Consider the following 16792-nt stretch of genomic DNA (forward strand, 5'->3'; position numbering starts at 1 on the left):
TATAGACGATGGGGTTGATAGGCCGGGTGTGGAAGCCTTGTGAGGGGTGGAGCTGACCGGTACTAATAGGTCGAGGGCTTGTCCGCTGCAGATTATTGGGTGCTCGCGCATACTTGTTCACATCATGGTTTCCGTGGTGGTTATGGCGGGGGGGTTACACTCGGTTACATTCCGAACCCGGTCGTTAAGTTCCTTTGCGCTGATGGTACTGCCCTGTGGTGGGGTGGGAGAGTAGGTCGCTGCCACGGTTTTTTGTTGGGAGGGGGTCGTCCTTGGGGGCGGCCCTCTTTCTTTTTTGTGTGTTGGGGGTGCCGGGGTGGGCGCCCCCTTTTTTGTTGTGTGGGTGGGTTGTGGACGGGCGGGGGCCCGGGAGGGAACCCCTCTCCCGGGCCTGGGAGGATCGAGTCATGACGACCATTCCTGCCGAGCTCCTGTCGGCCGCCGAGACGGCCAAGGGGTTCATGCCCACCGACGAAGGCACCGCGCTGTACGAGACCGCACTCGCCTACGCGCACCTCGGCCCGATCGTCGAGATCGGAACCTACTGCGGAAAGTCCACCGTCTTCCTCGGCGCCGCGGCTCGCCGGACCGGTGGTCGGATTCACACCGTGGACCACCACCGGGGGTCCGAGGAGCACCAGGCCGGATGGGAGTACCACGACTCCTCCCTCGTGGACGAGGCCACGGAGAGATTCGACACCCTTCCGCACTTCCGGCGCACGATCACCCGGGCCGGGCTCGACAGCGAGGTGATCGCGCACGTCGGACCGTCAGCGGAGGTCGCCGCCGTGTGGGGCGCGCCGCTCGGGATGCTCTTCATCGATGGAGGCCACAGCGAGGAGGCGGCCCAGACCGACTACGTGTCATGGAGCCCGCACATCGCCCCGGGCGGGGCGCTCGTGATCCACGACGTCTTCCCCGACCCCGCGGACGGAGGCCGGCCCCCCTACCACATCTACTGCCGCGCCCTGGAGTCAGGCAGGTTCACTGAGGTGCGTGTGGTCGGTTCCATGCGTGTCCTCGAACACACTTCCTGACCCCCCTCCCCGAAGACGGGGATGGCCGGATGGGATCCCCCGCCGAGCCTCACACCGGGATTCCCGGATCTGGCCGGGTGAACGCCTCTCGGGCGTGCGGATCCTCCGCCCTCCGGGTCGCCAGGCCCAACGGCCTCGCGCGCGGAGTGCGGGGACACGGGCTCCGCGCACACGGCGCCGATGCGGGTCCTCGGATCGGAGGCAGCACGCGCCGTGGCCGGGGCCGCTTTCCGGGCACGAGGACCTACGCATCCTCACGCAGTGACACGCCGCGGAACGTTAAGCCTTCGGTAAGAACTGCGGGCCTGGTCGGCCGACCGGCGGTCGCGCTGTTACGTCCCGGTATCGTGTGGGAGAGGGTTGAGCGAACGTGGCCTTATTCCCCGAGTCACCGCATCAGTCCTGATTCTTACCGAACCGATCCGGGGCACTGGCGCGTCAAAGACAGGGCGGCACCGTGCCGGACGTGATTTGCCATGGGGGCGGGGAACTGAGCGAGAGCACACACGGCGAGGGCGGGGCGGATGGACAGCGTCCTGAGACCGACACGCCGGAGACGAGAACCTCTGCCGAAGAGCTGTCCAACGAGGCGACCTCGGAGAGCGGAGTACCCGCTGCCGGGGAGGACCAACCTTCCCCGGACGTAGCGGAACCCGAGTACGAGCCCGGAGTCTTCAAGACCAGCGGGTCCTTCCTGCGTGAGCGAGTCGCACAGACCCTCCAGGACCAGGGCTTCGGACCGTCCGGGCGCGACGCCGACTCCTCCCCCTCGGAGCGCTCCGAGGGGGAGGAGTCGGCGCCCTCCGAGACCGGGAGTGTCGCGGCCGACACGTCGGAGTCCGAGGAGACTGAGAGCACCGTCGCCGGCGCCGCCGGCGACCAGGTGCGTTCGGTGTCCCCGCCGTCCCCCGCGCAGGCTCCGAACGCCGACAACGACGCGTCGTCCTCGGGGGAACCCCCCTGCTCCGAGGAACCCCCGTCCTCCGAGGAGACCGCGTCCGAGGCCCAGCCCCCCACGCGCCCCTTCTCCCCGGTGGTGGAGGACGACTCGATGTGGCCGTCCCCCCAGCGGATGTCGACCATGGCGTTCCCGCCCCCGAGCGAGGCCGGCGGTCACGCGCCGAGCCAGGCCGGGTCCGGGGCCCCGGACCAGGGCCCTGCCCAGGCTGACGGTCGGGGCCCGACCGCCGAGGCGCGGCCGGCGCCGTCGTCACGAAGAACGGGCCCAAGGCGGCCGGGAAGGCAGGAAGAGCGGGAGGGCTCCGCTGTGGTGGCGGATCCTGCGGGTGTGCCTGGTGGTCGCCGGTGTCGCGGTCATCGCCGGGTGCGGCGTGTTCGCCTACTTCTACTCCACGGTCGAGGTCCCCGACGCGGCCCAGGCGGACGCGGTCGAGCAGGGCTCCACCTTCTATTTCGCCGACGGCGAGACGATGTTCGCCGAGCGCGGCACCCACCGGGAGATCATCTCCTACGACGACATGACCGCCGGCGGTGACCACGTCGTCGAGGCCGTCATCTCTGCCGAGGACCGCGGCTTCTGGACGGAGCCGGGCGTCTCCGTGCGCGGCACCACGCGCGCGGTCTGGTCCACCATCACCGGTCAGCAGGTCCAGGGCGGTTCCACCGTCACACAGCAGATGGTCCGCAACTACTTCGAGGGTGTCTCCAACGACCGGACGATCTCCCGGAAGGTGCAGGAGATCATCATCGCCATCAAGATCGACCAGAGCCAGTCGAAGGAGTGGGTGATGGAGCAGTATCTCAACACCATCTACTTCGGCCGTCAGGCGTACGGGATCCAGGCGGCGGCGGAGGCCTACTACCACAAGGACGTGGACGAGCTCACTCCTGAGGAGGCGGCCTTCCTGGCCGCGGCCATCCAGCAGCCGACGCCCTTCGGCCAGGCGAACGTGGAGACCACGCCCGAGATGGAGCAGCGCTGGCAGTACGTCGTCGACGGCATGGTCACGACCGGGGCGATCACCCAGTCCGACGCCGACGCGATGGAGTTCCCCGAGCCCGAGCCCGAGCGTCCGGGCGCCGGTGCCGATCTGAGCGGCTACCGGGGCTACATGCTCCAGGAGGCCATGAACGAGCTCGACCGGCTCGGCTTCACCGAGGACATGATCAACCGGCAGGGCTACCGGATCGTCACCACCTTCGACGAGGACAAGATGGAGGCCGCCTACCAGGCGGTCGAGGACACCGTGTCCCAGGACGACCTCCCCGAGGGCGTCAACATCGGTATCAGCACCGTCGACCCGGCGACCGGTGAGGTCGTCGCGTTCTACGGCGGGCACGACTACAACGCGAACCAATACGACAGCTCGTTCCTGGGCCGGGCCCAGGCCGGGTCGGCGTTCAAGCCGTACGTGCTGGCGACCGCGCTGGAGCAGGGCATCGGCCTGCACACGACCGTGGACGGTCGCGGTCCGCAGAACATCAACGGAAGCCGGATCCAGAACCCGGGCGATGCGCCCGGCGGCATCATGTCGCTCCTCCAGGCGACAGAGGTCTCCAACAACCTCGGCTACATCGAACTCGCCCAGCGGGTGGGCTTCGACGAGGTCCGCCAGACCGCCTACGACATGGGCTGGCCCGAGGGAAGCATCGGCGACGACCAGCTCGTGCCCGTCATGCCGCTGGGGGCGGCCAGCGTCCGTCCCATCGACCAGGCCAGCGGGTACGGGACGTTCGCCAACGGCGGTGTGCACGTCGAGGCGCACGTCGTCCGGGAGATCGTCAACACCGAGGGCGAGAACGAGCGACCGGAGCCGGAGAGCAGCCGGGCCCTGGCGGAGTCCACGGCCTCGGACGTCACCCACGCCCTTCAGCAGGTGGTCAGCAGCGGTACCGGTACGGCCGCCAACCTGTGGGGCCACCCCACGGCGGGCAAGACGGGCACCACCAACGACAGCGTCGCCGCCTGGTTCGTCGGGTACACGCCCCAACTGGCGACGTCGGTGGGCGTGTACAACGAGAGCAACCAGAGCTTCAGCATTCCCGGCCAGAACATCTCCGGCGGCGGCATGCCCGCCCAGCTCTGGAACCGGTACATGTCCGCGGTGATGGAGGACTACGAGCCGGGCAGCTTCCCGAGCCCGGATTTCGCCGGCAGCAGCGAGAACTGGGCGCCCGTGGTGCCTCCCGAGGAGCCCGACACACCGGTCGAGGACGCGCCGCCGGTCACGGAGGTGCCCGAGGCTCCGGAGTTCCCGGAGTTCCCGGTCGAACCCGTCGAGCCCAATCCGGAGATCCCGGTCGAACCCGTCGAGCCGGATCAGGAACAACCCGGTGAGCCGGGCGGCCCGGGCGGTCCGGGCGGCCCAGGCGGCACGGACGTGCCGCCCGGCCGCGGTGAGGGCGAATAGACGGGGCCCCGCACCGCCACGACGCCGTTGAACTGCTCCCTGGAAGTTGGACTGGAGATCCAGTTCCATCGACCAGGGAGCAGTCCCATGAGAGCGAACAGCTCGCTCAGCCAAGACCAACGCCACGACGCGGTGCGGGGCCTCGCCCGTGCCGCGGGTGCGCCCCTACACGCCGTCCCAGGTGTGCAGGAAGACGCGTGACCCGTCGGTCGTGCCGCTCAGGGCGTCCACCGCGAGGATCACCGCGGCCGACGTCCACGTGCTGCGCTCCACCGGCCAGCGCACGTCCTCGGCGAACTGGTAGCCGGTCCAGAAGGCGCCGTCCTCGGCGTCCCGCAGGTGCTGGACGTCGGCCAGGACACGTGTCCCGGCCTCGCGCTCGCCCATGGCCGCCAGGGCCAGGACCAGCTCGGCGGACTCCGCGGCGGTCACCCACGGCTGGTCGCTCACGCACCGCACGCCCAGGCCCGGGACGACGAACCGCTCCCACCGGTCCTGGAGGCGTTCCTTGGCGGCCACTCCGCGCACGGCGCCGCCGAGGATCGGGTAGAACCAGTCCATCGAGAACCGGCTCCGGTCCGCGAACAGGTCCTCGCGGTCGTTGATGAGCGTCTCCAGCCGGTCGGCGGCCGAGGTCCACGCCGGCCGCTCGCGGCCCAGCCGTGCGCCGAGGGCGGCGCCGCAGCGCAGGGCGTGGTGGACGCTCGAACACACCGTGAGCAGCGCGTGGTCGCCGGGGGAGCCGTCCTCCGACCGCGCCCACAGGATCTCCCCGTGTTCGCCGCGCAGGCCGAGCACGAAGTCCAGCCCGCTCTCCACCACCGGCCAGGTCCGTTCGGCGAACGCCGCGTCACCGGTGACCAGCAGGTGGTGCAGGAGCCCGACCGCCGGGTAGGCGGCGTGGTTGGCCTCGCGCAGGTCGGTGACGGGCGCGCCCTGGCGGAACTTGGCGGGCCAGCCTCCGTCCGCGTGGCGGCTCCGCGCCAGCCATAGGTAGGCGCGGCGGGCCGCCTCGGCGTGCGCGGGCACGGTGCGTCCGGTCACGGTCAGCGCCATGGCGCACTCGACGTGGTCCCACACGTCGGTGTGGCCGCCGGGGAACCAGGGGATCGCGCCGTCCGGCTCCTGCGCGCGCACCAGGTAGTCGGCGGAGCGCAGGACCTGGTCGGCGGTCAGGACCTCGGGCAGAGCGGGTGCGGCGCCCATCACGGCTTGCGCACGTACACGACGACGCTCTTGCCGATGACCGGGTTGAGCAGCCGCTCGGCGACACGGGTCACCTTCGGGGCCTGGAGCATGTCCCAGACCAGCAGGTCGTGGTAGGCCCTGGCCGCCGGGTGGTCGTCGTTGGAGGTGCCCACGGCGCATTTGATCCACCAGTAGGGCGAGTGCAGGGCGTGCGCGCGGTGGTGCGGGCCGATCTCGAATCCGGTGGCCTTGAGCTTGGCCTCCAGTTCGGCGCGCGTGTAGATGCGGATGTGGCCGCCCTCGTTGGTGTGGTACTCCTCCGAGAGCGCCCAGCACAGTCGCTCGGGCAGGAAGCTCGGCACGGTGACCGCGGCGATCCCGCCGGGTCGCAGCACCCGGAACAGCTCCTTCATCGCGGCCGTGTCGTGGGGGACGTGCTCGAAGATCTCGGCGGCCACCACCCGGTCGAAGCTGGCGTCGTCGAAGGGCATGTCGAGGGCGTCGCCCTTGACCGTCTCCGCCGTGGCCTCCTCGGGCGCCTCGCCCTCGGCGCGCATGGCGGCGAACATCGTCTCGACCTCGGCCAGGTCACTGACGTTCTGGTCGAAGGCGACGACGTCGGCGCCGCGCCGGTAGATCTCGAAGGCGTGGCGGCCTCCGCCGCAGCCCAGGTCGAGGACGCGCTGGCCCGGGCCGACGGGGAACAGGTTGAAGTCGACGGTGATCAGTGGAGGCTCCCTACAGGTGTGGTGCGCGGTCAGGCGCGGTTCGCGCGGGTCCCTGGCCAGAACCCCTGACGGTGTCGATGGTGGAGGCGTAGCGCTGGGCGGTGAGCTCGGCGACGGCCCGCCACGTGAACCGTTCCTGGACCCGGCGCCAGGCGGCGGCGCCCATGCGGGCGCGTTCGGCGTCGTCGTCCAGGAGGGCGGCGAGTTCGCTCGCCAGCGCCTCGGGGTCGCCCGGAGGGACGAGCCGTCCGGCGTCGCCGTCGGTGCCGACCACCTCGGGCAGGGCTCCGGCCCGGCTGGCGACCAGGGGGGTGGCGCAGGCCATGGCCTCGACGGCGGGCAGGGAGAAACCCTCGTAGAAGGAGGGCACGACGGCCACCTGGGCGCTGGCGACGAGTTCGGCGAGGGCGGTGTCGTCGATGCCGCTGACGAACTCGACGCGGTCGCGCAGGCTCAGTTCGTCGACGAGGCGGTCGGTGGGCCCTCCGGGCTTGGGCCTGCTGACGACGGTCAGCCGCACGTCGCGTTCGGTGGCGAGTTTGGCGGCGGCGCGCAGGAGGGTGGCCACGCCCTTGAGGGGGCTGTCGGCGCTGGCGGTGCACACGATGCGGCCGGGCACCCGTTCGGTGTCGGGGCGCGGGTGGAAGTAGCGGGTGTCCACGCCCAGTGGGGTGACCTCCATGGCGGCCGGGTCGACGCCGAACTCGCGCGCGATGTCGTCGGCGGAGGAACGGGAGGGGACGAGGATCGGGTCGAGCCTGCGCGCCACCTTGGCCTGCATGGCGACGAACCCGTACCAGCGGCGCTTGGAGAGCTTCTGTAGGCCGCGCGCCTCGGCGAGTTCGATCCGTCGGTCGACGCTGATGGGGTGGTGGATGGTGGTGACCAGCGGGAGTCCGGCGGCCTTGACGCCGAGCAGGCCCCACCCGAGGGTCTGGTTGTCGTGGACGACGTCGAAGTCGGCGAGGCGTCGGCGTAGCGCGCGGTTGGCTCGCAGGGAGAAGGTGAGCGGTTCGGGGAAGCCCGCGGTCCACATGGTGGCGACTTCGAGGACGTCGATCCAGTCGCGCCACTCGCGCACGGGCGGCGCGACGAACGGGTCGGCGTCGTTGTAGAGGTCGAGGGAGGGGAGCGGCTCCAGGGTGACGCCCCCGTCCAGGACGGGGTAGGGCTGGCCCGAGAACACGGTCACCTCGTGCCCGAGGGCGGCCAGCTCGCGGGACAGGTGGCGCACGTAGACGCCCTGGCCGCCGCAGTGCTCCTTGCTGCGGTAGGACAGCAGCGCGACGCGGAGGGGGCGGTCGCCGGACGGGTGCGGGCCCGGTTCCCTGCTGGTGCCCGACTGGGTCAAGAGTCCACCTCTTCGTTGGGTCGCGGGCCCGGTCGCCGCCGCGCCGCAGGACAGCCGCGGACGGTGGGCGTCCCGGTGGGGCGCGCGTTCGCCGGTGAACAGGCGCCCCATATGTTACTCGGGAGTTTTATGCGGGTCGGCGTCGGGCTGGTTGGTAAGGGATCCTATGCGTGGCTTGCCCGATCAGTGACGGCGACCCATCGGGGCCGGTCGTCCGGGCCGGTCCGGACGGCGCGGCCGCGTTCCTCCAGGGTGCGCAGGTGGGCTGCGGTCTCGGAGGCGGCCATGTGGCGGGCCAGGAGGCGCATGTCCGACCAGGGGCGCTTCCAGCGCAGGCGCGAGGTGAGCTCCCACAGGGTGGCGGGGCCCGCGTCGAGGAGACGGGCCATCGCGTCGAGGCGCTCCTCGTGGTGGGCGACGATGTGCGCGGTGCGTTCGGCCAGTCCGGTGAAGCGGTGCTCGTGTGAGGGAAGGCATAGCAGTCGGTCGGCGTCGGGGAGAGCGCCGACCGCCTTCTGCGAGGCGAGGAAGTCGCTGAGCGGGTCGCGGTGGGGGTGTGGAGGGGGAAGTGGCCTACGTGCGGAGTGATCCCCGGTAGGACGTGGTCGCCGGTGAAGAGGACGTCGCCGTCGGCCAGGCGTAGGCACAGGTGCCCGGGGGTGTGGCCGGGGGTCCACAGGACCCGCAGGTCGCGGCCGGGCAGGTCGACGGCGGCGCGTCCTCCAGGGCGAGGTCGGGGACGGCGGAGGGGGCGATGACGTGGGGGGCGGCGAGGAAGGCCTCGACGTCCTCGTCGGGGAATCCGGCGGCGCGGAACTGGGCGGCCACGGCGTCCGCTCGGTGGGGCGGGCTGGCGGAGGCGAGCTGTTCGGTGACGGCGATGTCGGCGGGGTGCATCGCGATCCAGGCGTCGGAGGTCGCTCGCAACCGTGCGGCGAGCCCGGAGTGGTCGGGGTGGAAGTGGGTGAGGACGGCGCCGCGGACGTCCTCGACGGTGTGCCCCGTCTGCTTGATGCCCTGGAGGAGGCCGTCCCAGGAGTCGTCGTGGTTCCAGCCGGTGTCGACGAGGACGGGCCCCTCGTCTCCCTCCACGAGGTAGACGAGGGTGGCGCCGAGGGGACTGTGGGGGATGGGGACCGGCAGGCTCCACACGCCGTTGCCGAGGTCCTCGACCGGGGGGACGTCGTTCATGGTGGACCTCTCCGTAGAAACCGAATCTGGTTCGATTCTATGGCGGACGGCGCGGGCCGGGGTGTGGGCGGGGTGCCCGAGGGGCGGGATGCGGGCGGCTCCGGTGACAAAGTAGAACAAATTCTACAAATCTGGTCGCATGATCCGAAAACCATCGCCATGTCCTCGTATTGCTACCGCCACGTCGGGCAATGAGGCGAGGATCATGGGTTCGAAGCGCTGCGCGAGCGGGAAATCTTTGGATAACGTGTTCTCGTCTGGAGCCCGGGCGGGCTCCGGCTCGGACGAACGGCTCTCGGTGCCGTGGCGAGTGGGCCGCGCGCGGACCGATGACGAATGGGAGACCCAGTGGCGGTGCAGGCGCCGAGCGGAACCTTGTCGCGAAGTCAGACCCAGCGCCGCAAGCGCATCGTACAGACCGCGGCGGCCCTGGCCGTGCGCGGGGGCGTGGACGCCATGCAGATGCGTTCGGTGGCCGAACGCGCCGGGGTCGCCCTCGGCACGCTCTACCGGTACTTCCCCTCCAAGATGGACCTCGTCGTCGCGGTGGTCACCGAGGAACTCGACCTGCTGGAGGGCGGCATCGTCCGCCGTCCGCCCACCGCGGAGACCCCCGCGGGCCGTGCCGTCGACGTCCTGCTGCGCGCCACCCGGGGGCTGATGCGCGAGCCCGAACTGGCCGACGCGCTCGTGCGCTCGCTCATCATGGCCGAGGTCAAGGTCGAGCTCGACACGCGCATCTCCGACCTGGTGTGGCGGGTGGCCACGGGCAACCCCGAGGGTGTCGCGCCCGGCGGGGCCGAGGACGACGACACCGGTTCGCCCGTGGACCGCGGTGAGGTCGGTTACGTCCTGGTCGGTTCCTTGACGAGCGTGTGGATCTTCGAACTGGTGGAGGTCCTCAAGGGCCGCCGGGACGTCGACGAGGTCGAGCGGCGCCTGCACACCGCCGCCGAGCACCTGCTCGCCTCCTTCTGAGCCCCGGGAGCCCGGGGCCTCCGCGGGTCCGGCACGGCTCAACCGTCGCCGAGGAGGAGCCCCAGCAGACCGTCGAGGAAACCGCCCCCGGCCCCCTCGCCCGCGGGATCGGCGGCCGCGTCCTCCTCCGCGCTCTGGGAGCCGTACGCCCCCTCCCCCTCCTGCGGTGAAGGGGTGCTCGGCCCGTCCGTGGGCGCGGCCGAGTGCGTCGCAGACGGAGGGGCGGCGTCCTGCCCGCTCTGCCCGCTCTGCCCGCCGTGCTCCTGCCCGGAATCCTGATGAGCGTGCTCGGAGGGCTTCGCCCCCTGGCCCGGGTGGTCTCCGGTGCGCGGTTCGTGCGGCTGGTCGCCGTCCTGCTCCGTCGGCTCGGCCGCCGGTCTGCCGTCCGAGGCGGTGGACGTCGTCTCCACGTCCTGACCCAGGGGGTTGCGTTCGGCCTCGCGCGTGTCGGGGCCGATGATCGTGGACGGCGCGCCCAGGGCGCTGGCCCACCACCACAGGGCGACGGCGAGCACCACGGTGACCACCCCGGACACGGCGGGCAGCGACCAGCGCCGGGGGGAGGAACCGTCTGCGGCGTCCTCCGCGGTGGCGGAACGGGGACCGGGAAGCGGGGTCGTCGGTTCGGCGCGCACGGGGTGGTCGCGGGTCATCACCCGGTCCCTGGGCAGCGCGCGGGGCAGCCGTTCGACCGTCGGCGCGGGGGCTCCGGCGCGGGCTCCTCGGGGGCGCCGCCGAGGCGCGCGCGGTGCACCGGGTAGCCGTCGCTGGTCAGGGGGCGCGCCTTCGCGGCGATTCGCTCGCGCGCCTGGGCGTGGTCGGGGTCCACACAGGTGCGCACGACCTGGTCGCGCAGTCCGGGCGGCGGCCCCGGCGGGCGGAGCAGGGCCAGGGCGAAGGAGACCTCCTGGACGCGGGCGCGCCACGCCGCGGAGGGGGACTCGTGCGGGTCTGCGTCGCTCCGGTCCAGGTCTGCCAGGCCGTCGGCGGCGCGGCGGATCGCCGAGCGGGACAGTTCCGCGCACAGTTGGGTGTCCAGGCCGAGGATCCGGGCGATCGCGGACACCGGCAGCGCGTGGCGCAGGTTGAGTTCGACCAGTTCGCGGTGGCTGGACGGGAGCCGGGAGAACATCCGTGCCGCGGGCTCCTCGGCGGGGACGGTCGCCAGTCGGGCGTAGGGGCAGGTGAGTGCGAGGCCGCGGCGCTGGCACGCCGAGCGGACCAGCGCGTAGAGCCAGGGGCCGCGGTCGCTGTCGTCGGCGAGTTCGGCGGACAGGACCACCCCGGCCACCAGCCGTCGTGCACGGCCTCGGCGACGCGGTCGGCGGCGTCCCGGCCGACGGTTCCCGTTGTCGGGTCGGCTGCACGGCGAGGGTCGGCCCCGCCGCCCAGCAGGGACCAGGCGTACCGGTACAGGGCCGGTGCGAAGGCGTCGTAGAGCCGCTCGACCGCCTCCGGGGTCGGTTCGTCGCGTTCTGTGCTTCTGGTCACGATTCTCCCCCCGCTCCATCCGTGACGGTAGCGGGGCCCGGCGCCGGCGCGGGCTTTTCGGTGACGTTGGCCCCGAAGGTGAGGGTTCTGTTATCACGAACGCCGCCGACCCGACGCGCGGTCGGGCCGGCGCCGTGGTGCGGAGGGCTACTCGCCGCCTCGCGACGGGGAGCCGATGGCGATCATCCGCTCGACCGAGCGGCGGGCGCGCGCGGAGGTGTCGGCGTCGACGGTGATCTCGGTCGTGCCGTGGCGCAGCGAGCCGAGCAGCTTGTCGGCGTCGATCATCTTCATGTAGTGGCACTCGGCGCGCGAGTTGACCGGCTCGAACCGGGTGGTCGCGTTGGCGTTGCGCAACTGGTGCAGCATCCCGGTCTCGGTGGCGATGAGCACCTTCTTGGCGGTGGTGTTCTCCGCGGCGGTGAGCATTCCGCCGGTCGAGAGCACCTTGACGCGGTCCTCGGGGACGGCGCCGCTGCCCACGAGGTAGAGGGCGGAGGTGGCGCAGCCGCACTCGGGGTGCACGTAGACCTCGGCGTCGGGTTCGGCGGCGACCCGCTCGCGCAGGGTGTGGCCGTCGATCCCGGCGTGCACGTGGCACTCGCCCATCCACACGTGGATGTCGTCCCGGCCGGTGACGCGCTTGACGTGGGCGCCGAGAAACTGGTCGGGGAGGAAGAGGATCTCCCGGTCCTCGGGGATGGACCGGATGCGTCCGCGGCGTTGGACGAGGTGCAGCAGATGTCGGTCTCGGCCTTGACCGCCGCGGTGGTGTTGACGTAGGCGACGACGACCGCGCCGGGGTGCTCGGCCTTCCAGGCGCGCACGTCCTCGGCGGTGACGGTGTCGGCGAGGGAGCACCCGGCGTTGGGATCGGGAAGCAGGATCGTCTTCTCCGGGGCGAGGATCTTCGCGGTCTCGGCCATGAAGTGCACGCCACAGAAGACAATGGTGCTGGCGTCGACGCTCGCGGCCAGGCGGGAGAGGGCCAGGGAGTCGCCGGTGTGGTGGGCCACGTCCTGGATTTCCGGGCGCTGGTAGTTGTGCGCGAGGATGACGGCGTCGCGCTCGTTCGCCAGGCGGCGGACCTCGGCGGCCCACTCCTGCCTGGTCATGGTGTCCGCCGCGGCGGTGACCGGTGCCATGTCGTACTACTTCCTTGAGGCTGTGGGCACGCCGTACGGGCTTCGTGCCGGTGGTGGCCGGTGCTGGTCGACAGGTTTTAGCCTGCCAGGCACAAACCTGGTTCAGCTTAACATGGCGTGGAACGGAAGGGACAGGGTGGACATCCCTCAAGTAAACGGACGGACCATGGCACATGGTGCGGATGGGGTCGAACCACTCGCTGCGCACGAGGCACTGGCCGTCGTCCTCCAGATTCGCGGCGGGGAGTTGTGCGTCCTCCTGTGGCGGCGGGCGCTGCCGCCCTGCGAGGGGGAGTGGTCACTGCCCGGCGGCAGACTGGGTTCTGGCGAGAGCCTGGGCGCCTCCATCCGGCGCCAGCTCGCGCAGAAGGTGGACGTGCGGGACCTGGCCCACCTCGAACAGCTGGAGACCCGCAGCGATCCCGAGCGCCACCCCGACCGCCGCACGCTCGCCACCGCCTACCTGGGCCTGGTGCCCGCCCACATCGACCCCGTCGTGCCCGAGGACACCGGATGGCACCCGTCCGCCGAGCTGCCGGCGATGGCCTTCGACCACGCCGCCATCGTCCGCTCCGGACGGCTGCGGCTGCGCGCCAAACTGGGCTACACCAACGTCGGCTTCGCCCTGGCGCCGCCTGAGTTCACGATGTCGGAGCTGTCCGGCTACTACCGCGCGGCCCTCGGCTACGACGTGGCCGCCACCAATCTGCGCCGGGTCCTGCTGCGTCGGGGTCAGATCCAGGAGACCGGCCGCTCCGTGCCCTCCGGCCGTTCCGGCGGGCGTCCCGCCGCGCAGTTCCGGTTCCGGGCCCGGGAGCTGGAGATCACCGACGCCTTCGCGGTGCTGCGGCCGCCCGAAGGCGGCTGATGGCCGACTGTCCCGCGTCGGCCTGGCGCGCTCGGGCACGCCTTGTACACTCCCTCTTCGTGGCAATTCGTACTGTGGTGTTCGACGTCGGAGAGACGCTGGTCGACGAGACGCGGATCTTCGCGCGCTGGGCCGACCGCCTCGGAGTCCCGCACATGGCGTTCTTCGGCACCATCGGCGGCGTCATCGCCTCCGGCGGCACCCTCACCGACGCGTTCCGGCTCGTCGCGCCCGGGTTCGACCTGGCGAGGGAGAGCGCGCGCTGGCGGGTCGAGGACCCCACGGCGAACGCGAGCACTTCGCGGACGAGGATCTGTACCCCGACGTGCGCCCCGCCTTCGCCGCCCTGCGCGAGGCCGGGCTGTCCCTGGTGATCGCCGGGAACCAGCCCTCCGAGGCCGGACCGGCGTTGGCCGCCATGGACCTGGGCGTGGACGGCATCGGCATCTCCGACGACTGGGGGGTGAGCAAGCCCGACGCCGCGTTCTTCGACCGCGTCCTCGCGCTCGCCGGCACCGCCCGTCCCGGGATCACCGCGGCCGAGGTCCTCTACGTCGGGGACCGCGTCGACAACGACGTGCTGCCCGCCCGCGCGGCGGGAATGCGCGCCGCCCTGCTCCGCCGCGGCCCGTACGGCTACCGGCACGCCGCGGGCCCGGACGCGGGGCGGGCCGACACGGTCGTGGACGACCTCCACCAGCTCGCCTCCTGGATCGCAGCCCAGGACTGAGGGAAGCATTCCCGTGCTCGGCGTCGGACATCTCACGTCGTACACCTGTCCGTCTTGGCTCGGTGTGTCACCCGTTTGATCTACCTTCGCGTGGGTAACGTGCCATTTTGCGCACGCCTCCCACCACCGTCCGCCCCCGAATGGAGGCAGCCCGGCCGATGATCACGTTCGAGGGCGTCAGCAAGCACTACCCGGATGGCACGGTCGCCGTCGCGGACCTGGACCTGACCGTCGAGGCCGGGGCGACGACCGTCTTCGTCGGGCCGTCGGGCAGCGGCAAGACCACATCGCTGCGGATGATCAACCGGATGGTCGAACCGACCGGCGGCACCGTCCGCGTCGACGGAAGGGACGTCCGCGACCAGGACCCCGCCGTGCTGCGCCGGTCGATCGGCTACGTCATCCAGCAGGCGGGCCTCTTCCCGCACCGCACCGTCCTGGACAACATCGCCACCGTGCCCCTCCTCCTGGGCTGGCGCAGGTCCAGGGCGCGGGCGCGCGCCGCCGAGCTGATGGAGCTCGTCGGCCTCGAACCGTCCCAGGCACGGCGTTACCCGCACCAGCTCTCCGGCGGACAGCAGCAACGCGTGGGGGTGGCCCGAGCCCTGGCCGCCGACCCGCCCGTCCTGCTCATGGACGAGCCGTTCAGCGCCGTCGACCCCGTCGTCCGGGCCACCCTCCAGGACGAGCTGCTACGCCTGCAACAGGAGCTGCACAAGACCGTCGTGTTCGTCACGCACGACATCGACGAGGCCGTCCGGCTCGGCGATCGCATCGCCGTCTTTCGGCCCGGCGGCGTGCTCGCGCAGTACGACGCGCCCGAACGCCTGCTCGCCGATCCCGTGGACGCGTTCGTGGAGTCCTTCATCGGCTACGACCGGGGTGTGCGCCGACTGTCCTTCTTCCCCGCCCGCGCGCTGTCCCCGCGCGAGGACGCCGTGTTCGACGACCAGACCCGGGCCGGGGACGCGCGCGAGATCGCCGCTGGCTACGGCATCCCGTGGGTGCTGGTGGTGAGCGCCGAACGCCTGCCCCTGGGCTGGGTGGACGCCGGCCAGCTCGCCCGGGTGCCCTCGGGGATCCCGCTCGGCGGGCTCGATCTGACCCCCTACGGACACACCTTCAACGTCGGCGCCGACTCGCTGCGCGCCGCCCTGGACGCCGCGGTGCTCTCCCCGGCTGGGCGGGCCGTGGGCGTGGACGACGACGGGTGCGTGGTCGGCGTGGTCTCCCAGGACGACCTCGGCGCCGCGCTCTGGTCGGTGGCCGAGTGAGCGCGGCCGAGGCGGCGCACGCGTCGGTCGCGGCCTGGGACTGGGTCACGCGCGTCGCGGAGTGGGGGGTGGACGACTGGAGCCACCCGGGCGACCCCGACCGCGGCATCCGGCCGCGCCTGGTCCAGCACATGCGGCTGTCCTACCTGTCGATCGGCATCGGGCTGGCGCTGGCCCTGCCGCTGGGCCTGGCGTGCGCGCGGTGGAGACGCCTGTACCCGGCGGTGCTGACGGGCGTGAACGTGCTCTACGCCGTGCCCTCGATCGCGCTGTTCTTCCTCATGCTCCCCTACACCGGGTTCAGCGACTGGACGGCGGTCATCCCGCTCGCGCTGTACACGCTGGTCATCCTGTTGCCCAATGTCGTCGACGGGCTGCGACAGGTACCCGACCACGTGCGCCAGGCGGCCGTGGCGATGGGGTTCGGTCCGCTGCGCCGCCTGGTGTTCGTCGAGACCCCGGTCGCCGTCCCGGTGATCATCGCCGGACTGCGCGTGGCCTCGGTGGCCACCATCAGCATGGTCAGCGTCGCCTCCCTCGTCGGGCTCGGCGGTCTGGGGCAGCTGATCCTCACCGACGGGTTCCGGCGCCAGTTCGACGCGCCCATCGTCATCGGCATCCTGCTGACGGTCGCGCTCGCTCTGGTCACCGACGCCCTGCTGGTCCTGGCGCAGCGCCGGCTCACCCCGTGGCGCGCGGGGACCGCACGCGCACCCGGCGTGTGCGGGCGGTCGCCGCGGCTGCGGAGAAGGGGTAGACATGGGCATCCTCACCGACCTCTACCTGTGGTTCGCCGACCCCGCCCAATGGTCCGGGGCGGCCGGAATCCCGGCGCGGCTGGGCGAGCACGTGTACTACTCGGTGCTCGCGCTGGTGCTGTCCAGTCTCGTGGCGGTGCCGCTGGGCCTGCTCACCGGACACACCGGCGTGGGCGGGTTCGCCACCACCAGCCTGGCCAACTTCGCCCGCGCCCTGCCCACCATCGGCGTGCTCTTCCTCGTCGTGCTGTTCGCGGGGATCGGACTGGTCCCGGTGGTCTGCGCCCTGGTGGCGCTGGCGGTGCCGCCGATCCTGGTCAACACCCACGAGGGCGTGCGCGGAGTCGAGCCGCGTCTGAAGGACGCCGCCCTGGGGATGGGCATGCGCGGCCGGGAGGTGCTGCTGGGCCTCGAACTCCCGGTGGCCGCCCCGCTCATCCTCATCGGCATGCGCACCGCCGCCGTGCAGGTGGTGGCGACCGCGACCATCGCCGCCTACGTCGGCGTGGGGGGCCTGGGCCGCTACATCGTGGACGGACAGGCCCGCCAGGACCTGACGATGATGCTGGGCGGTTCCGTGCTCGTGGTGGCCCTGGCCGTTGCCACCACCCTCCTGTTCGCCGGGTTGCGCGGGCTGCTCGTCGCACCCGGATTACGCGCCGAGACGGCGTCGGCGCGCTAG

Annotated in this window: 11 protein-coding genes, 2 rRNA genes and 4 pseudogenes; 10 read left to right on the forward strand and 7 right to left on the reverse strand. The window is 71.7% G+C overall.

Translation table 11 applies throughout. The annotated features are described in order from the left end of the window. The 4 genes from BJF83_RS07895 to BJF83_RS07910 form a co-directional block, all read left to right on the forward strand. Window positions 1-86 (forward strand): 23S ribosomal RNA (locus BJF83_RS07895); the annotation flags it as partial. A gap of 46 nt (window positions 87-132) precedes the next feature. Continuing rightward, window positions 133-248 (forward strand): 5S ribosomal RNA (gene rrf, locus BJF83_RS07900). Window positions 249-407: 159 nt separating this feature from the next. After that, window positions 408-1037, forward strand: coding sequence for a class I SAM-dependent methyltransferase (locus BJF83_RS07905; RefSeq protein ID WP_075925777.1), 630 nt, complete (start codon window positions 408-410; stop codon window positions 1035-1037). A gap of 1295 nt (window positions 1038-2332) precedes the next feature. Then, entirely contained in the window at window positions 2333-4408 is a 2076-nt protein-coding gene (locus BJF83_RS07910; RefSeq protein ID WP_316042228.1) for a transglycosylase domain-containing protein, read from the forward strand. A 165-nt stretch (window positions 4409-4573) separates the two neighbouring features. Here the strand turns inward: BJF83_RS07910 and BJF83_RS07915 are convergent, their stop codons facing one another. From BJF83_RS07915 to BJF83_RS07930, 4 genes and pseudogenes are all read right to left on the reverse strand, one after another. Continuing rightward, window positions 4574-5614 carry a prenyltransferase gene (locus tag BJF83_RS07915; protein ID WP_075925778.1) on the reverse strand — a complete coding sequence of 347 codons (1041 nt, stop codon included), beginning with the start codon at window positions 5612-5614 and terminating at the stop codon, window positions 4574-4576. Continuing rightward, window positions 5614-6324: a class I SAM-dependent methyltransferase gene (locus tag BJF83_RS07920; RefSeq protein ID WP_075925779.1), complete on the reverse strand. Its 711-nt coding sequence runs from the start codon at window positions 6322-6324 to the stop codon at window positions 5614-5616. The genes BJF83_RS07915 and BJF83_RS07920 overlap by 1 nt, the downstream gene beginning before the upstream one ends. Window positions 6325-6334: 10 nt before the next feature. Next, window positions 6335-7675 carry a glycosyltransferase family 4 protein gene (locus tag BJF83_RS07925; protein ID WP_075925825.1) on the reverse strand — a complete coding sequence of 447 codons (1341 nt, stop codon included), beginning with the start codon at window positions 7673-7675 and terminating at the stop codon, window positions 6335-6337. Window positions 7676-7839: 164 nt separating this feature from the next. Then, a pseudogene (locus BJF83_RS07930) lies at window positions 7840-8866 on the reverse strand (MBL fold metallo-hydrolase). 348 nt (window positions 8867-9214) lie between these two features. Between BJF83_RS07930 and BJF83_RS07935 the strand changes: the two are divergent. After that, complete coding sequence (locus BJF83_RS07935; RefSeq protein WP_075925780.1) at window positions 9215-9844, forward strand: TetR family transcriptional regulator; 630 nt, start codon at window positions 9215-9217, stop codon at window positions 9842-9844. A gap of 38 nt (window positions 9845-9882) precedes the next feature. Here the strand turns inward: BJF83_RS07935 and BJF83_RS28660 are convergent, their stop codons facing one another. The 3 genes and pseudogenes from BJF83_RS28660 to nadA form a co-directional block, all read right to left on the reverse strand. Continuing rightward, entirely contained in the window at window positions 9883-10497 is a 615-nt protein-coding gene (locus tag BJF83_RS28660) for a hypothetical protein (RefSeq protein ID WP_075925781.1), read from the reverse strand. Then, on the reverse strand, window positions 10497-11135 hold the full coding sequence (locus BJF83_RS28665; RefSeq protein WP_075925782.1) for a hypothetical protein: 639 nt from the start codon (window positions 11133-11135) through the stop codon (window positions 10497-10499). Before BJF83_RS28665 ends, BJF83_RS28660 begins: the two co-directional genes overlap by 1 nt. A gap of 347 nt (window positions 11136-11482) precedes the next feature. Continuing rightward, a pseudogene (nadA, locus tag BJF83_RS07950) lies at window positions 11483-12480 on the reverse strand (quinolinate synthase NadA). A 136-nt stretch (window positions 12481-12616) separates the two neighbouring features. Between nadA and BJF83_RS07955 the strand changes: the two are divergent. The 5 genes and pseudogenes from BJF83_RS07955 (at window position 12617) to BJF83_RS07975 (ending at window position 16792) form a co-directional block, all read left to right on the forward strand. After that, window positions 12617-13348 carry an NUDIX domain-containing protein gene (locus BJF83_RS07955; protein ID WP_075925783.1) on the forward strand — a complete coding sequence of 244 codons (732 nt, stop codon included), beginning with the start codon at window positions 12617-12619 and terminating at the stop codon, window positions 13346-13348. A 74-nt stretch (window positions 13349-13422) separates the two neighbouring features. After that, a pseudogene (locus BJF83_RS07960) lies at window positions 13423-14078 on the forward strand (HAD family hydrolase). A 158-nt stretch (window positions 14079-14236) separates the two neighbouring features. Beyond that, window positions 14237-15352 (forward strand): ABC transporter ATP-binding protein, encoded by a 1116-nt coding sequence (locus tag BJF83_RS07965; RefSeq protein ID WP_075925784.1) that lies wholly within the window; start codon window positions 14237-14239, stop codon window positions 15350-15352. Next, window positions 15349-16108 (forward strand): annotated as a pseudogene (locus BJF83_RS07970) (ABC transporter permease); the annotation flags it as partial. The gene BJF83_RS07965 and the pseudogene BJF83_RS07970, both read left to right, overlap by 4 nt. Before the next feature lie 3 nt (window positions 16109-16111). Next, entirely contained in the window at window positions 16112-16792 is a 681-nt protein-coding gene (locus BJF83_RS07975) for an ABC transporter permease (RefSeq protein ID WP_075925785.1), read from the forward strand.

The organism is Nocardiopsis sp. CNR-923, assembly GCF_001942255.1.
Lineage (GTDB): Bacteria > Actinomycetota > Actinomycetes > Streptosporangiales > Streptosporangiaceae > Nocardiopsis.